The organism is Collinsella sp. LCP19S3_F2 (genome assembly GCF_052121015.1).
In the GTDB taxonomy this organism is placed as follows: domain Bacteria; phylum Actinomycetota; class Coriobacteriia; order Coriobacteriales; family Coriobacteriaceae; genus Collinsella.
This window is the reverse complement of sequence record NZ_JBQKFA010000004.1, coordinates 83797-98342: the sequence shown is the minus strand read 5'-3', so window position 1 is coordinate 98342 and position 14546 is coordinate 83797. Positions and strand designations below refer to the sequence as shown.

Sequence of the window (14546 nt, the reverse complement as noted above, 5' to 3'; positions counted from 1 at the left end):
TCCAATCGCTAGAACACGGGGATGATGCCGGCGAAGGTCATGGGAATGGAGATGATGCCCAAAAGGGCGATCACCACGGCACAGATAACCTGGCCGTTGCCCATGGACTGACCAGACTCGGTGAGTGCCTTGCGATAGAACAGGAAACCGGGAATGTAGCCCAGACAGGCAAGCAGCAAGAAACCCCAGCCGGTAAAGAGCACGCCGACGACCTGGAACACCAGGGCGAGGATACCGATAAGAGCCTGGCCCGACTCGCCGCGCTCGCGAGAGAGCTTGACCTGATAGGCAGCAGCGTAGGCCCAGGTGACAACGATGGTCACGGTGCACATGGAGATCGCGAAGGTATAAGCGTCGGCAGCGAACGTGGCGATGATGATGAACGCCTCCGTCAGGGCACCGACGATAATCAAGGCCATCTGCGGCGCGCCCTTGGCGTTGACCTCGCCCCAGGACTTGGGAAGCAGACCGTGGTCGGCCATCATCGAGGAGACCTCGGCAGGAAGCATGGTAAAGGAGAGCCAGGAGCCGCACACCGAGATGATGATGGCCCAGGAGATGAAGGCGCCGCCCCAGCCGGGAGCAAGCTGCTCGAACACGGAAATGGTGGCAGGCTTGGGAGCCGCAACCAGATCGGCATAGTCAACAACGCCGTACGGAATGACGGAAGCGCCGATGTAGAGGGTGAGCAGCACGATCAAGCCGATGATAGTGGCGGAGCCGACTTCACTCTTGCGCTTAGCGCGACCGGACATGACCGAAGCGCCCTCGACGCCGATGAAGACCCACATCATGATCAGAATGCACTGCGTGACCTGGTTGGCAACGCTTCCGAGTTCAACGCAGTTGGCGGCGATGATCGTGGCATTGCGCGCGGCGGTGCCCCAGAAGTCGGCGGTAAACACACCGGCATTAAAGGCGAAGCAGGAAAACACGATGAACAGCAGGATGGAGGCAATCTTAATGACCATGACGATCGCGTTGAAGGCCGCAGCGCTCTCGACGCCGCGAATGACCAAGAACGTAATACCCCACAGGACCAGCGACACGACAACGACGCCGACGACAGCGGGGTTTCCGGTCACGGGATCCGAGAACACGCCCGGCATGATCGTGCCCAGGCAATAATCGGAACCCAGGACCTGGGCGATCATGGTGCCAAAGCCGACATTGCCGAGCCAGGCGGAAAGCCAATAGCCCCAGCCGGAGATAAATCCGTGGAAAGGACCGAAGCCCTCCTCCGCGTACGCGCAGGCGCCGTCAAGATCGGGGCGCTTGGAACCCACGTTGGCGAGCGAGAGCGCCAGCATCAAAAAGCCCAGGCCGCAAACGACCCAAGCGATGAGCGCAGCACCAGGAGAGGCGACGTTAGCGAGCTGACCGGTAAGGGCGAAGACGCCCGTGCCGATGCAGGAGGAAACGACCATGCCGACAAGGCCGAAAAAGCCGACACCGTTGGGGTTATCGACACGACTGTCTTTAGACATAATGGCCACCTTATCTGTTGTTGAATTAGCTTCATTAAACAAGAATGGGGCGGTGCGAAAGATCCGCACCGCCCCAATGGGAGACATCTAATGGCAGTTAGACGTTTGCTTTAAGACCTGTACGGGTCTTTGAAAACCTTAGAGGTCCTCGCGCCAGAAGGGCATGCTCATGCAGCGCGGGCCGCCACGGCCGCGGGAGAGCTCGGCGGAGGGCACGACGAGAAGGTCCAGGCCCTCCTTGTACAGCACGTCGTTGGTGACGGTGTTGCGGGCGTAGACGCAGATCTTGCCGGGCTCGACGCACAGGGTGTTGGAGCCGTCGTTCCACTGCTCGCGGGAGGCCGCGATCGGGTCGCCGCCGCCGCAGGGGATCAGCTTGACCTGGTCGACGCCGGTGGCGTCCTCCAGGACGTGCTCGAGGGTGTCCTCGATCAGGCGGATGTTCACGTCGCCCGGGTTCTTGCCGGCGGTCAGCTCGTAGACGCGCAGGGTGCCCATGATGGCGGGGTGGATCGTGAACTTATCGACGTCGATCTGGGTGAAGACCGTGTCGAGGTGCATGAAGGCGCGCGAGACCGGGATGTCGAAGGCCAGGATGCGCTCGACCTTGGAGTCGGAGTTCCAGAAGATGTTCTGGGCCATGACGTCGATAGCGGCGGCCTGGGTGCGCTGGGAGATGCCGACGGCGAGGGTCTTCTCGTTGATGTTCAGCACGTCGCCGCCCTCGGTGTGGAACTGGCAGTCGCGGCGGAAGTACAGGGAGACGTCCTTGTAGTCGGGGTGGTACTTGAAGACGTACTTGCCGTACAGGGTCTCGCGGTTGCGGGTGACCGAGTACATGCGGTTGAGGTTGACGCCCTCGCCGACGACCGCGAACGGGTCGCGGGTGAAGTAGAGGTTGGGCATCGGGTCGATGATCAGGTCGGACTCGGACTCGGAGTTGACCAGGGAGTCGAGGGTCGTGGAGGCCGTGAGGGGCATCTCGATCTCGGCCTTGGTCATGCCGGCCATGGTCTTCTTGACGAACTCGAGGTTGTCCTCGATGGAGTCCAGCTTCTCGCGGACGATCTGCGGCATGTGCTTCCCGCGGATGCCGGCCTCGGCGATGTACTGGTCGGTGAACTCGGCGCGGGCGCCGGGGACCTGGTCGAACACCTCGGCGACGAGGTTCTCGAGGTAGAGCACCTCGACGCCCTGGTCCCTCAGGATCTGGGCGAAGGTGTCGTGCTCCTGCTGCGCGACCTCCAGGAACGGGACGTCGTCGAACAGGAGCCGCTCGAGCTCGTCGGGCGGCAGGTTGAGGAGCTCGTCGCCGGGACGGTGCAGGCAGACCTTCCTGAGCTTGCCGATCTCGGAAGGCACGTGCAGACCTTTCGTCATGGCCTCCTACCTTTCTTTCGGGCCTTACTGGCCGAATGTATCAGCGCCCCTCCGTATGGAGCGCTGCTTGCTGACAGCTCTAGTTATATCCAATTTCCACCCGCAATTCCACCTCGCCCCCGAACGGTCAACAAAGTACGATGAACGGTATATCGCATTTGATTTCCCATGATGCACTTCAGTTTCGTAAAGCAGATTTTCCTAGGTAAACGTTATTTTTCTAGGAAATCAAGATTGAACACTCAAAGTTATCCATGATTCAAAATTGCATAGCGAAAACGGTTTTCTGCATATAAATGACGCTTGTCCTCGATTCGACCTAAATTCGATTATATTCAGCTTGCTATCATTCTTATTCATACATTCTCACCAGTTGAGTGAGGATATAGATCGCTTGTTCAAAGCACCGGACGTTAGTGCTTCGGATCGTCAGCGTAATAAGTAGGTAAAGATACCGTTCGCGCGATACGTCCGTGCCATAGGTCGACTAAATTGAGACAATAGCAAACAGTGTTAGGCTACCGTCCCTTTGGGGACTGAACGGACAGATGCATATGCCGAGCAAAATCGAAAAGAAGCAGAACGCCGCCAAGCTGCGCAAGATACCGCGCGATTTCTCGTATACGCAAAATCGAGAGCTTAGCTGGCTGCGCTTTGATAACCGCGTACTCGACGAAGCCTTCGATGAGTCTGTGCCACTGTTCGAGCGCCTTAAGTTCGTCTCGATTTTCGAGTCAAACCTCGACGAGTTTCTCATGGTGCGCGTGGGCGGCTTGTCCGATCTGGCGGAGCTCAAAAAACAGCCCGTCGACAACAAGAGCAATATGACCGCCTCCGAACAGGTCGATGCTGTCATGGCAGAGCTGCCCGGGCTCCTTACCCGCTGGGAGTCGATCTTTAAGAGCATCGAGGACAAGCTCGACACTCTGGGCGTTCACCGCGCCCGCATCGATTCGCTTACGCCCGAGGAACATACCTTTGTAACCCGCTACTTCCAGGCCTACGTATCACCGGTCATCTCGCCGCTGGTCATCGACCCGCGCCATCCCTTCCCCAACCTGCGCAACGGCGCGCTCTATCTGGCTTGTGGCCTGGACGGCATCACCGACGAGGAGAGCCTGCTGGGCCTTATCGAGATTCCCGCCTCGATGAACCGCGTGGTCGAAATCCCCTCGCCCACCGGCACCTACTCCTACATTCTGCTCGAGGACGTCATCCTCGCCTGCCTGGACAGCTGCTTCGGCTCCTATAAGCCGCTCGACCGCGCGCTCATCCGCGTCACCCGCAACGCCGACATCGATCCGGACGGCGAGGGCGTCGAGGAGGAAGAGGATTACCGCCAGCACATGAAGCGCATCCTCAAGAAGCGCCTGCGCCTGCAGCCGGTGGTGCTCGCCGTATCGGGCTCGCTCGAAAAGCCAACGCTCAAGACCATCCGCAAAGCGCTCGAGCTTTCGCGCCGCTCGGTTTTTACCTGCGATATCCCGCTCAACCTGGGCTATGTCTTTGGCATCGAGGGCAAAATACCCGAGCATCTACGCAACGAGTTGCTCTTTACGCCGTTTAGGCCGCAGCCCAACCCCACCATCGATATGACCCGCTCCATCCGCGACCAGGTGCTGCAGCACGACAAGCTGCTCTTTTACCCTTACGAGACCATGAACCCGTTCTTGGACCTGGTGCACGAAGCAGCCTACGACCCCGAGTGCATCTCGCTTCGCATCACGCTCTACCGCGTGGCCAAACAAAGCCGCCTGTGCGAGTCGCTCATCGATGCTGCCGAAAACGGCAAAGAGGTTACAGTGCTCATGGAGCTCCGCGCCCGCTTTGACGAGCAAAACAACATCGAATGGGCCGAGCGGCTGGAAGAGGCCGGCTGCACCGTTATCTACGGCTCCGAGGGCTTTAAATGCCATTCCAAGATCTGCCAGCTCACCTATCGCGAGGGCATGGCGCTTACCCGTCTGACGCTTTTGGGTACCGGCAACTTTAACGAGAAGACGGCCAAGCTCTACAGCGACTTTATGCTCATGACCGCGCATCCCGGCATCGGCGAGGACGCTAACCTGTTCTTCCGCAACCTGTCGCTGGGCAACCTGCGCGGCGACTACCGCTTCCTGGGCGTGGCGCCCGTGGGCCTCAAGCCGCTCATCATGCGCGGCCTGGACCGCGAGATTCAGCGTGCCCTTGTCGGCGAGCCCGCCCGCGTGTTCTTTAAGCTCAACTCGCTTACCGACCGCGAGGTCATCGACAAGATCGCCGAGGCATCGTGTGCCGGTGTGCGCGTGGACATGATCATCCGCGGTATCTCGTGCCTCAAGCCCGGTGTTCCGGGCAAGACCGAGAACGTGCACGTGCGCTCCATCGTCGGACGCTTTTTGGAGCATGCGCGCGTCTATGCCTTTGGCGTGGACTCGGATATGATCTACCTGAGCTCGGCAGACATGATGACGCGCAACACCGAGCACCGCGTGGAGATCGCCTTCCCCGTGCTCGACCCCACCTGCCGCGCCCAGGTGCACGAGTACATGGGCATGCAGCTGCGCGACAACGTGAAGGCACGCAGTCTGACGAGTGACGGCACCTGGATTCCCGTGGAGCGCAAAGAAGGCGAGAAGCCCTTCAACTCGCAGGAAGCTCTGCTGGAGCGTGCCTATCGCAACGCCGAGGCCGTCGCCAAGGCAGAACCTACGCTCGCATCCAAGCCTGAGCTCGAACCGCAGCCGGCCGCACCCGAGGTCCAGAAGGTTCAGGCAACCGTCATAGAGCCTGAGTCCGAGCCTGCTCCTCGGCCCCAACCGCAGACGGCCAACCCCGCGTCCGAGAAGGGCGCCCGCCGCGAGAAGCCCGCTGGCAAGACCAAGACCATCGAGCGCCATCGCCCCGGTCGCGTGCGCATGGGACTGGGCCTGATCGGCCTAGGCCTTAAGACGCTCATTACCGGCAAGACGAAATAGACGTTTGTAGAAGCGCCCCGTATTTGAGGAATACCCCAAATACGGGGCGCTTTTCCCTGCTACCATGGTTGCGAACAATACCGCGAATGACAGGCAGGAACATGAAGCTCACCATAGAATCGATGACCTACGGCGCCGACGGACTGGCGCACGCCGACAACGGCAAGGCCGTCTTTGTGCAGGGCGCCGTGGCAGGCGACACCGTCGAGGCCGAGATCGTGCAGGACGGCAAGTCGTTTATGCGCGCCCGCACGACCGAGATTCTGGAGCCGGGCCCCGATCGCATTCAGCCCCCCTGCCCCTTCGTGGGCGTCTGCGGCGGTTGTTCGTGGGGCAATCTCTCGCGCACCGCGCAGCTTGCCGCCAAAGAGCAAAACCTGCGCTCCACGCTCGAGCGCATTGGCAAGTTCGCCCCCGAGCAGGTCAACGATCTTGTCCAGCCCATCCGCCACACCAAGGACGACTGGGGCTACCGCAACAAGATTGAGCTGGAGCCCACCCTCGTTAACGGCCGCGTTCGCCTTGGCATGCACGGCGTCGATCCCAGCAAGATCGTCACCGTAGATTCGTGCCCGCTGTTCGATAAGCGTTTTCCCAAGGCGCTCAAATCGGTCGTCGGCGCGCTCAACTATCTGAGCGGCAGTCACGATCTGGGTCTGGAGCGCGTGGGCATTCGCGCTTCGCGTCGCACCAAGGCACTCGAGGTCGCACTTTGGACGCCCACGGGCTCCTTCCCGCGCTCGCAGGTCTCGCGCGTGTTGGCAGACGCCGCTCGCCCCACGAGCGTAGTGCGCGTCATGAGCAAGGGCGAGAAGAAGGCCCGCCGCGTCTCCAAGGTGGAGATGCTCGCCGGCGAGGGCTCCTGGACCGAGAACATCGCCGACGGCCAGATGCGCCTTTCGGCCCCATCGTTTTTCCAGGTCAACACCAAGGGCGCCGAGATTTTGATCGAGCTTGTCATGGAGGCGCTCGACCCGCAAGAAGACGAGCTTGCCATGGACCTGTACTGCGGCGCCGGCACCTTTACCCTACCGCTCGCCCGCCGCTGTGATTTTGTTGCCGCCGTCGAGGCCTACGGCCCGGCCGTGCGCGACCTGCGCCGCAACCTCGAGATCAACAAGCTCGATAACGTCGATGTCATCGGCGGCGATGCCGTGCGCGAGTTCCCCGATCAGGATGCCGATGTCCTGGTGGTCGACCCGCCGCGTGCAGGTCTGGCACCCGAGGCAATCGACCTCATCGCCAGCACGAGCGCCCGCGACGTGGCCTACGTGAGCTGTGATCCGGCGACTTTGGCACGCGATCTTAAGCGCTTTGTCGAGGAAGGCACCTTCTCCCCCGTCAAGATCACGCCGGTCGACCTGTTCCCGCAAACCTTCCACTGCGAAACCGTCGCCCATCTCAAGCGCAACTAGACTGTTTGCCCAAGACCACACCCGATGATTTTTCTGGGACGGGGATAAAAATAAATTTGGGGACTGCGGACGATTTCTTGGACATTGAACTGCCTCCCGAGAAAGCTAAACGCCTTCTGGCAGGTTGTCCCGGGCCGAGGGCGGCCGCCTCGACCGCCCTCGGCCCTCACCCACCTCAACTGCCCTCAACTACATAGAGCTGGTCGAGAAGGGCCCAAGCTAGCGGGCGCCTTCCTCGTCGTCGTTGGGCCGGTAGGTGATGAACTCGATGACGAAGGCCAGGACGGCAGAGACGAGCGAGGCGATGATCGCGAAGATCATGTGGGAGATTCCGGCGCCACCAGGGGTCCCGTCGATGAAGTTGAGCAGGTTGAAGACACCGAGGCCACCCGAGATGTACATGAGGGCGCCCGTCATTCCCACGATGGCGCCGCCCACGGCGGAGCTCAGGCATGCCACGACGAACGCGCGCTTGTTGGGGAGGGCGATGCCGTAGATGCCCGGCTCGGTGACGCCGAAGAAGAAGGCGGAGATCATCGCGGGAAGGGCGATGCCGCGGAAGCGCTCGTCCTTGTTTCTGAGATACATGGCAAAGATAACCGCTCCGAGCGCGAACCCGTGGCCGACGGTGGCGGCGAGCACGCTGTCGTGGCCGAGGGTGTTCAGGTTCATGATGGAGATGGGGATGAGGCTCCAGTGGAAGCCAAAGATGACGAGGCACATCCACAGTCCGCCGACCAGGGCGCTGCCCAAGACGGAACCAACCACGGGAAGCTGGAAGATGAACGAGAACGCCACGCTCAGCAGGTTGGTGATGAGGGTGGCCACCGGGCCGATGACGAGGTAGCCCAAGACGATGGAGACCGTCATCGTGGCGAGCGGGACGAGGAACATCTTGAGCGCAGCCGGCATCCAGCTCTTGAGCCAGCGCTCAATGATAGAGCCGAACCACACCATGAGAAGGACGGGAATCACCGAGCTCACGTAGCCGGACACGGGCATGATGATGGGGACCCCGAGGGCGGTGGCGTACCACGAGAACGTGCCGGCCACGCCGAGGTCGATGCTACCGAGCGCCTCGCCTGAGGTCAGGGCGACCATCGTCGGGTAGAGGAGCGCCACGCCGATTGCCACGCCGGTGAACTCGTTCATGCGGAACTTGCGCGCGGCACTGAACGCCAGGGCGACGGGAAGGAAGTAGAAGAAGCCGTCAGCCACGGTGTAGAGCAGCGTGTAGAGGCCGTCGTTTGCAAAGGCCGGGACGAAGTAGGTGATGAGGGCAAGCAGTCCCTTCATGATACCTGCGGCGGCAAGCGGTCCCAGGATGGGCTGGAAGATGCCAGAGATGAGGTCGATGATGACGGAGGCAACGGTCTTATCGCCCTGGGGCTCGTCGTCGGCGCTTGCGCCGCCCGAGAAGTTACCGGCCTCCAGGACCGCGTCGTAGACGTCCTCGACGATGTTACCCACGACCACCTGGTACTGGCCGTTGGCCTGGATGACCTGGATAACGCCCTTGAGGGCCTCTATCTTGGCCGTGTTGGCGCGGGACTCGTCCTTGAGCTTGAAGCGCACACGCGTGATGCAGTGCGCGACGCTGGCGACGTTCTCGGCGCCGCCTACGTTCTCGAGTATGGATCTGGCCAGATCGTCGTATTTTTCAGCCATTATTTTCTCCTTAGTGATATTGCCCGGGCGGCTAGCCCAGGTCGCCTCCGTTGGTGGCGATGGCCTGTCGGTACCAGTAGAAGCTCTTCTTGCGCCTGCGCTCGAGCGTGCCGTTGCCCAGGTTGTCGCGGTCCACGTAGATGAAGCCGTAGCGCTTCTCCATCTCGCCGGAGCCCGCGCTCACGAGGTCGATCGGCCCCCAGGTGGTGTAGCCGAGCATCTCGACGCCGTCCTGCTCGATGGCGTCGCGCATGGCCTCGATGTGCTCGCGCAGGTAGGCGATACGGTAGTCGTCCTCGATCGTGCCGTCGGGAAGCACCTCGTCATAGGCGCCGAGGCCGTTCTCCACCACAAAGAGCGGCTTTTGGTAGCGGTCCCAGAGGTCGTTAATCGTGATGCGGAACCCCAGCGGGTCGATGACCCAGCCCCAGTCGCTCGTGCGCACGTAGGGGTTCTCCACGCCGGCGAAGGCGTTGCCCTCGGCGACGCCGCCCACGGAATCGGGGTCGCCCGCGGTGCAGCGCGAGGAGTAGTAGCTAAACGAGATGAAGTCGACGGTGTTCTCCGCAAGGATGCGCTCGTCCTCGGCGGTCATGCCCACGTCGATGCCCTCGCGCTCGAGCATCTTGAGCGCGTAGCCGGGGTAGTGCCCGCGCGCCTGCACGTCCACGAAGAAGAGGTCCTCCTGGTTCTTAACCTGCGCCGCGCGGACGTCCTCGGGGCGGCAGGAGTAGGGGTAGTAGCTTCCCGCGGCGAGCATGCAGCCCACCTTGTTCTCCGGGTCGACCTCGTGGGCGATCTTGGTGGCCCAGGCGCTGGCCACGAGCTCGTTGTGCGCGGCGCGGTACTCGGCCTCGCGGGCATTCTCCCCGGGCTCGAGGACGATGCCGGCACCCATGAAGGGACGGTGCAAGATCATGTTCATCTCGTTGAACGTGATCCACCAGCGCACGAGGCCGCGGTAGCGGTTGAAGAGCACCGTCACGAGCCGCTTGTAGAGTTCAATAAGGGTGCGGTTTCGCCAGGCGCCGTACTTCTTGACGAGGTGGATGGGGCAGTCGAAGTGCGTGATGGTCACGAGGGGCTCGATCCCGTGCTCGCGGCAGCAGCGGAACACGTCCTCGTAGAAGGCGAGCCCGGCCTCGTTGGGCTCCTCCTCGTCGCCGTTGGGGAAGATGCGACTCCAGGCGATGGAGAGGCGAAAGACCTTGAAGCCCATCTCCGCGAAGAGGGCTATGTCCTCGCGGTAGCGGTGGTAGAAGTCGATGCCCGTCTGGGCCGGGTAGTAGTACCCGGGCTCGAAGTCGAGCATGCGCCTCAGGCCGCGGCTCACGTCGTTGCGCTCCGGCCCGTGTGGAATGACGTCGACATTGGCAAGGCCGCGGCCGCCCTCGTCATAACCTCCCTCGCATTGGTTGGCGGCGGTGGCTCCTCCCCAAAGGAACCCTTTTGGAAATGGCATGGTGCCTCCTTCTCTCTGGCGTCCCCACCTCTGCGGGGGACGCTTTAATAACGTCCTTGCGACCTCACGCGCCGGGCCCGTGGCCCTTTCCCTGATGCGCGCGGGCCGCCTGTGAAGGGATGACTAGCTGACGGCTTGTCCTGCGGCGGCGCGACGTGCCTCCCGGCCTCCAAGCAGGGAGGGGACCTGCGCCAGGCACACGCCGGCGAGGATGATGGCGACGCCCAGCCACTCGACGACGCCGAGCGGCTCGCCGAGGACGATCATGGCGATGAGCAGGCCGGCGGGGAGTTCCGCGGCGGCCATGACTGTGGAGAGGCCCGCGGGCAGGTGCGGAGAGCCCATGCCGAAGAGCAGGACCGGGCAGAGCATGCCAAAGAAGCCAGCGATGACGGCAAAGGGCAGGATGCCCTGGGCGAGGACGCCCGAGACGACGTAGTCTGGGCACACCGTGAGCGACATGACCACGGAGCCCGCGCATACGATGACGCCACGCTGCTCGGACGAGCAGGGGGCCTCGACCTTGCCGGAGAGGGTGACAAAGAGGGAGCAGGACACGGCCGCCCCCAGCGCGCAGAGCAGGGCCACGGGGTCGTACCCGGTGATGCCGGTCTTGTAAACGCCGCTGGCGAACACCGTTCCGAAGACGATGACCAAGGCGGAGACCACTTGGAGGGCCCTCGGCGGTCGGCGCGTCATGACGGTCTGCCACAGGAGCCCCAGCCACGTGAACTGGAAGAGGAGCGTGAGCGCCACCGGGGCGGGCAGCACGCTCATGGCGTAGCAGTAGAGGATTGAGGTGAGGCAGGTGAGGGCTCCCAGGCCCATGAGCTTAAGGGCGAGCTTCCAGCCCACGCGCTGCCAGCGGTGCCCGAGTGCGTGGCCCGCGAGTGTGGCGAGGGCGAAGAAGAGGCAGCCGAACCACGCCTGGCTCGCCACCACCTGCGCCGAGGTGAAGCCCGCGGCGTAGGCGAGCTTGTAGGTCGTGGCCATCGCGCCGTAGCAGGCGCCGCCCGCAAAGACCTGGAGCGCCGCCTTGGCCTGTCCCGCGCCCGTGGCTCCTGCCCCGGCGGCCTGTTGCTTGATTGTGTTTGTTCCTGCCATTAGGCTCCCTTCCGTCTGCTGTCTTGCAGATGCACGTCTCGTGCGTCTGTTCCCTGCAGTCGGAAGGTGGGCTCGTGCGGTCTTCTGGCGGTGCATGTGGCACCTGCTGCCAAGACGAAAAAAGCCACGCAACCGACTGCTCGGTTGCGTGGCAAAAAGGTGGCTAGCGCCCAGAAAAGTCCACGCGTTTTTAGACTGGGACAAAGTACTACAACAGGTGAGATTCCGTCAAGAAAAACCGAGGAAAAAAATGAGTCTCTGCCCGCCGTACCTGTGGCGGTCGTTCCCCGAACGGGGCGGTGTGTTGGGGACGGTCTCGATCTGTAACAGTAAGACCCGGTTTTGGTCCGTAGATGTTACAGATTTAGACGTTTTGTCGGGGCGGTTTCCGTTTGTCTTGATCTGTAACAGTTAGGGGTCAAAAGTGGGCCTAGATGTTACAGATCGAGATTGTTGAGGATGGGTGAGGGTAGCTAAAATAGCCCCGTCCCCTTTTAAACATTGGGAAATCGAGCGTGGCAAGCATAGGCCTTCGGGGTATAAGACGGCTAATTGTATGCCGCCTTACGAAAGGAACTCTCATGCCCAGCGTTGCCGTTCTCGCCGCCGATGGTTTTGAAACTATTGAATGCCTGACCATGGTCGATGTCATGCGTCGCGGCGGCGTGCGCGCCACGCTCGTCTCGATCATGCCCACACGCGAGGTCGTGAGCTCACTGCAGATTCCCGTGACCTGCGATGCGCTCTTTGACGAAATCAACTTTGAGGAGTACGACTGCGTCGTGCTGCCTGGCGGCCTGCCCGGAGCCACCAACTTGCGCGCCGACCAGCGTGTCTGCGATGTAGTCTGCGAGTTCGCCGCAACCAAGCATGTTGCCGCCATCTGCGCCGCCCCGTTTATCCTGGGCGAGCTTGGTCTGCTCGAGGGACGCCGAGCCACGTGCTTCCCCGGCTTTGAGAAGAGCTTCCCCGAGGGTGCTTATACCGGCGAGAAGGTCACGCAAGACGGCAACATCATCACTGCCAGCGGCATGGCACAGTCACTTCCCTTTGCCTTGGAGCTGCTGCGCACACTCGCCGGCGACAAGGCCGTCGAGAAGGTTGCCGAGGGCATCCAGCTATGATTTTGGCTTCGCAATCGCCGCGCCGCATAGAGCTGATGCGCGAGGCGGGCTATGACGTTCGCGTAATTCCCGCAGATATCGACGAAACGCCTTCTGATGGCGAAGCTCCGCTTACGCTTGTCGAACGCTTGGCACGCGCCAAAGCCGCTGCCGTTGCCTCCGAGCACGCCGAACCCAACGAACTGACTGTCGCAGCCGATACCATTGTCACCTTTGACGGGCAAATTTTGGGCAAGCCGGCAGACGAGGACGAGGCACGCACCATGCTCCGCGAGCTTTCGGGCCGCACGCACCAGGTGGCAACCGGCGTCTGTATCGTTAAAGCCGGCGACGCTGCAGCTCCGCATGCCGCCGAAAGTCTGTCGTTTGTCGATGTGACCGACGTGACGTTCTACGAGCTTACCGAGGAGCAAATCGGGCACTATGTTGCCTCCGGCGAACCCATGGACAAGGCCGGAGCCTACGGTATCCAGGGCACAGGCGGCCGCATGCTCGTGCATGACATTTCGGGCGACTTCTACAACGTGGTGGGCTTACCCATCGCTCGCGTCGCACGCGCGATTCAAAAACTCTCGTAATTGCATCTGGCGCTGGGTATCCCCCGGCGCCTACAATTTTGCCGTACCGTACGGATCCCGACCGAGCATAAGGCCCGGCGGAAAACCGATAGGAGAAAACATGGACACCCTGCTCGAAGCCATTGACGTTTGCGATGTCGATGGCTTTTGCTTTGGCAACTATACAGACGAGGAGGCCGGCACCGGCTGCACCGTAATCGTGGCGCCCGAGGGTGCCACCGGCGGCGTTGACGTGCGTGGTGGTGCTCCCGCTTCGCGCGAGACCGATCTGCTGCGTCCCGAGAACACCGTCGATAAGGTCCACGCCGTCTGCCTTTCGGGCGGTTCGGCCTTTGGTCTCGAAGCGGCAAGCGGCGTGGCCCGCGAACTCGAGAGCCGCGGCATCGGCCTGCCCGTCGGCCCCACGCAGGTGCCCATCGTGTGTTCCAGCTGCATCTTCGACCTCGCCTTTGGCGATCCCACCGTGCGTCCCGACATTGACGCCGGTATCGCCGCCGTGCGCGAGGCGCTCGACCATACCCCCACCACACTCGAGCAGGGCAATGTAGGTGCCGGCACCGGCGCCACCGTAGGCAAGCTCATGGGGCCCGCCACCTGCATGAAGGCTGGCCTGGGAGCTGCTGCCGTGGCACTCGGCACCGTCAAGGTAGGCGCCGTGGTCTCGGTCAACGCCTGTGGCAACGTGGTCGACCCGACCACCGGCGAGTGGGTGGCCGGCATGCGCGCCGCAGCCGATAGCGACCAGATCGTCGACATGGAGCTCGCCGCCCTTGCCGCCGCCGGCTCTATGAAAATGCCACTCGACCGCACCAACACCACCATCAGCTGCATCGTCACCAACGTGGAGCTCACTAAGGCCCAGGCCACCAAGGTCTCCCAGATGGCCGCAGACGCCTATGCACACGCCATCCGCCCCACACACACCACCAACGACGGTGACACCATCTACACCCTTGCCAGCGGCAAGCTGGGCAGCCAGGCAAGCGCCGCCGTTCCCCTAGACCTGCTGGGCATGCTCGCCGTAAGGGCCCTGGAAACCGCCATCGTAAACGGAGCCAAAACCGCCAAAACATCCCACGGCATCCCCGGCGCCGCGAAGTAAACTAGCTCGTCCGGTTACCCGGTTGGTCTTGGTTATGTTTGCTGCTCTACAGTCCTGGCTCGCACGAAGAGCACATTAAGTGCTCTTCGGCTCGTGCGGAACTCGCGACAAACATAACCAAGACCAACCGGGTAACCTACTCAACAAGATCTCTTTCAGCCCAGGCCCCTGTGTACCGCGCGTCCAAGATCTTCAAATTCAGGCAGCCTGACAATCGATTCTTATAGCAAAGGCCCCTTGGCCTTTAGTTTGATAAAAGTTCCGCACGA

The 14546-nt window shown here is 61.9% G+C and carries 10 protein-coding genes; 5 read left to right on the top strand and 5 right to left on the bottom strand.

Going from position 1 to position 14546, the window contains the following annotated elements:
- Window positions 1–8 precede the first annotated feature (8 nt).
- Together ACTQX9_RS04805 and arcA are read right to left on the bottom strand one after the other, a co-directional pair.
- Window positions 9–1487: an amino acid permease gene (locus tag ACTQX9_RS04805; RefSeq protein WP_441540633.1), complete on the bottom strand. Its 1479-nt coding sequence runs from the start codon at window positions 1485–1487 to the stop codon at window positions 9–11.
- Between the two features lie 138 nt (window positions 1488–1625).
- Window positions 1626–2867, bottom strand: a complete 1242-nt coding sequence (gene arcA / locus ACTQX9_RS04800; RefSeq protein ID WP_427719159.1) for an arginine deiminase — start codon at window positions 2865–2867, stop codon at window positions 1626–1628.
- A gap of 548 nt (window positions 2868–3415) precedes the next feature.
- On the opposite strand from arcA, the gene ppk1 reads away from it, so the two are divergent.
- Window positions 3416–5824: a polyphosphate kinase 1 gene (gene ppk1 / locus ACTQX9_RS04795; protein WP_441540632.1), complete on the top strand. Its 2409-nt coding sequence runs from the start codon at window positions 3416–3418 to the stop codon at window positions 5822–5824.
- Window positions 5825–5910: 86 nt separating this feature from the next.
- Window positions 5911–7239, top strand: coding sequence for a 23S rRNA (uracil(1939)-C(5))-methyltransferase RlmD (rlmD, locus tag ACTQX9_RS04790; RefSeq protein ID WP_427748199.1), 1329 nt, complete (start codon window positions 5911–5913; stop codon window positions 7237–7239).
- Between the two features lie 219 nt (window positions 7240–7458).
- Here the strand turns inward: rlmD and ACTQX9_RS04785 are convergent, their stop codons facing one another.
- The 3 genes from ACTQX9_RS04785 to ACTQX9_RS04775 all read right to left on the bottom strand — a co-directional run bounded on the left by ACTQX9_RS04785 (window position 7459) and on the right by ACTQX9_RS04775 (window position 11473).
- A complete protein-coding gene (locus ACTQX9_RS04785; protein ID WP_441540631.1) occupies window positions 7459–8907 on the bottom strand; it encodes a PTS transporter subunit EIIC in 1449 nt (482 codons plus the stop codon).
- Window positions 8908–8938: 31 nt separating this feature from the next.
- On the bottom strand, window positions 8939–10369 hold the full coding sequence (locus ACTQX9_RS04780; RefSeq protein ID WP_441044763.1) for a 6-phospho-beta-glucosidase: 1431 nt from the start codon (window positions 10367–10369) through the stop codon (window positions 8939–8941).
- A 123-nt stretch (window positions 10370–10492) separates the two neighbouring features.
- The gene (locus ACTQX9_RS04775; RefSeq protein ID WP_441540630.1) at window positions 10493–11473 is read right to left on the bottom strand and encodes an EamA/RhaT family transporter; all 981 of its coding nucleotides are present in this window, start codon (window positions 11471–11473) and stop codon (window positions 10493–10495) included.
- 581 nt (window positions 11474–12054) lie between these two features.
- On the opposite strand from ACTQX9_RS04775, the gene ACTQX9_RS04770 reads away from it, so the two are divergent.
- The 3 genes from ACTQX9_RS04770 to ACTQX9_RS04760 all read left to right on the top strand — a co-directional run bounded on the left by ACTQX9_RS04770 (window position 12055) and on the right by ACTQX9_RS04760 (window position 14277).
- Window positions 12055–12597, top strand: a complete 543-nt coding sequence (locus ACTQX9_RS04770; RefSeq protein ID WP_154517253.1) for a DJ-1 family glyoxalase III — start codon at window positions 12055–12057, stop codon at window positions 12595–12597.
- Entirely contained in the window at window positions 12594–13175 is a 582-nt protein-coding gene (locus ACTQX9_RS04765; protein ID WP_427795816.1) for a Maf family protein, read from the top strand. Before ACTQX9_RS04770 ends, ACTQX9_RS04765 begins: the two co-directional genes overlap by 4 nt.
- 100 nt (window positions 13176–13275) lie before the next feature.
- Complete coding sequence (locus ACTQX9_RS04760; protein ID WP_441540629.1) at window positions 13276–14277, top strand: P1 family peptidase; 1002 nt, start codon at window positions 13276–13278, stop codon at window positions 14275–14277.
- Window positions 14278–14546: the final 269 nt, after the last annotated feature.

Excerpts from the sequence above, each read along its gene's own strand:
- ACTQX9_RS04805 (WP_441540633.1), bottom strand. The coding sequence starts at position 1,487 with ATGTCTAAAGACAGTCGTGTCGATAACCCCAACGGTGTCGGCTTTTTC.
- arcA (WP_427719159.1), bottom strand. The coding sequence starts at position 2,867 with ATGACGAAAGGTCTGCACGTGCCTTCCGAGATCGGCAAGCTCAGGAAG.
- ppk1 (WP_441540632.1), top strand. The coding sequence starts at position 3,416 with ATGCATATGCCGAGCAAAATCGAAAAGAAGCAGAACGCCGCCAAGCTG.
- rlmD (WP_427748199.1), top strand. The coding sequence starts at position 5,911 with ATGACAGGCAGGAACATGAAGCTCACCATAGAATCGATGACCTACGGC.
- ACTQX9_RS04785 (WP_441540631.1), bottom strand. The coding sequence starts at position 8,907 with ATGGCTGAAAAATACGACGATCTGGCCAGATCCATACTCGAGAACGTA.
- ACTQX9_RS04780 (WP_441044763.1), bottom strand. The coding sequence starts at position 10,369 with ATGCCATTTCCAAAAGGGTTCCTTTGGGGAGGAGCCACCGCCGCCAAC.
- ACTQX9_RS04775 (WP_441540630.1), bottom strand. The coding sequence starts at position 11,473 with ATGGCAGGAACAAACACAATCAAGCAACAGGCCGCCGGGGCAGGAGCC.
- ACTQX9_RS04770 (WP_154517253.1), top strand. The coding sequence starts at position 12,055 with ATGCCCAGCGTTGCCGTTCTCGCCGCCGATGGTTTTGAAACTATTGAA.
- ACTQX9_RS04765 (WP_427795816.1), top strand. The coding sequence starts at position 12,594 with ATGATTTTGGCTTCGCAATCGCCGCGCCGCATAGAGCTGATGCGCGAG.
- ACTQX9_RS04760 (WP_441540629.1), top strand. The coding sequence starts at position 13,276 with ATGGACACCCTGCTCGAAGCCATTGACGTTTGCGATGTCGATGGCTTT.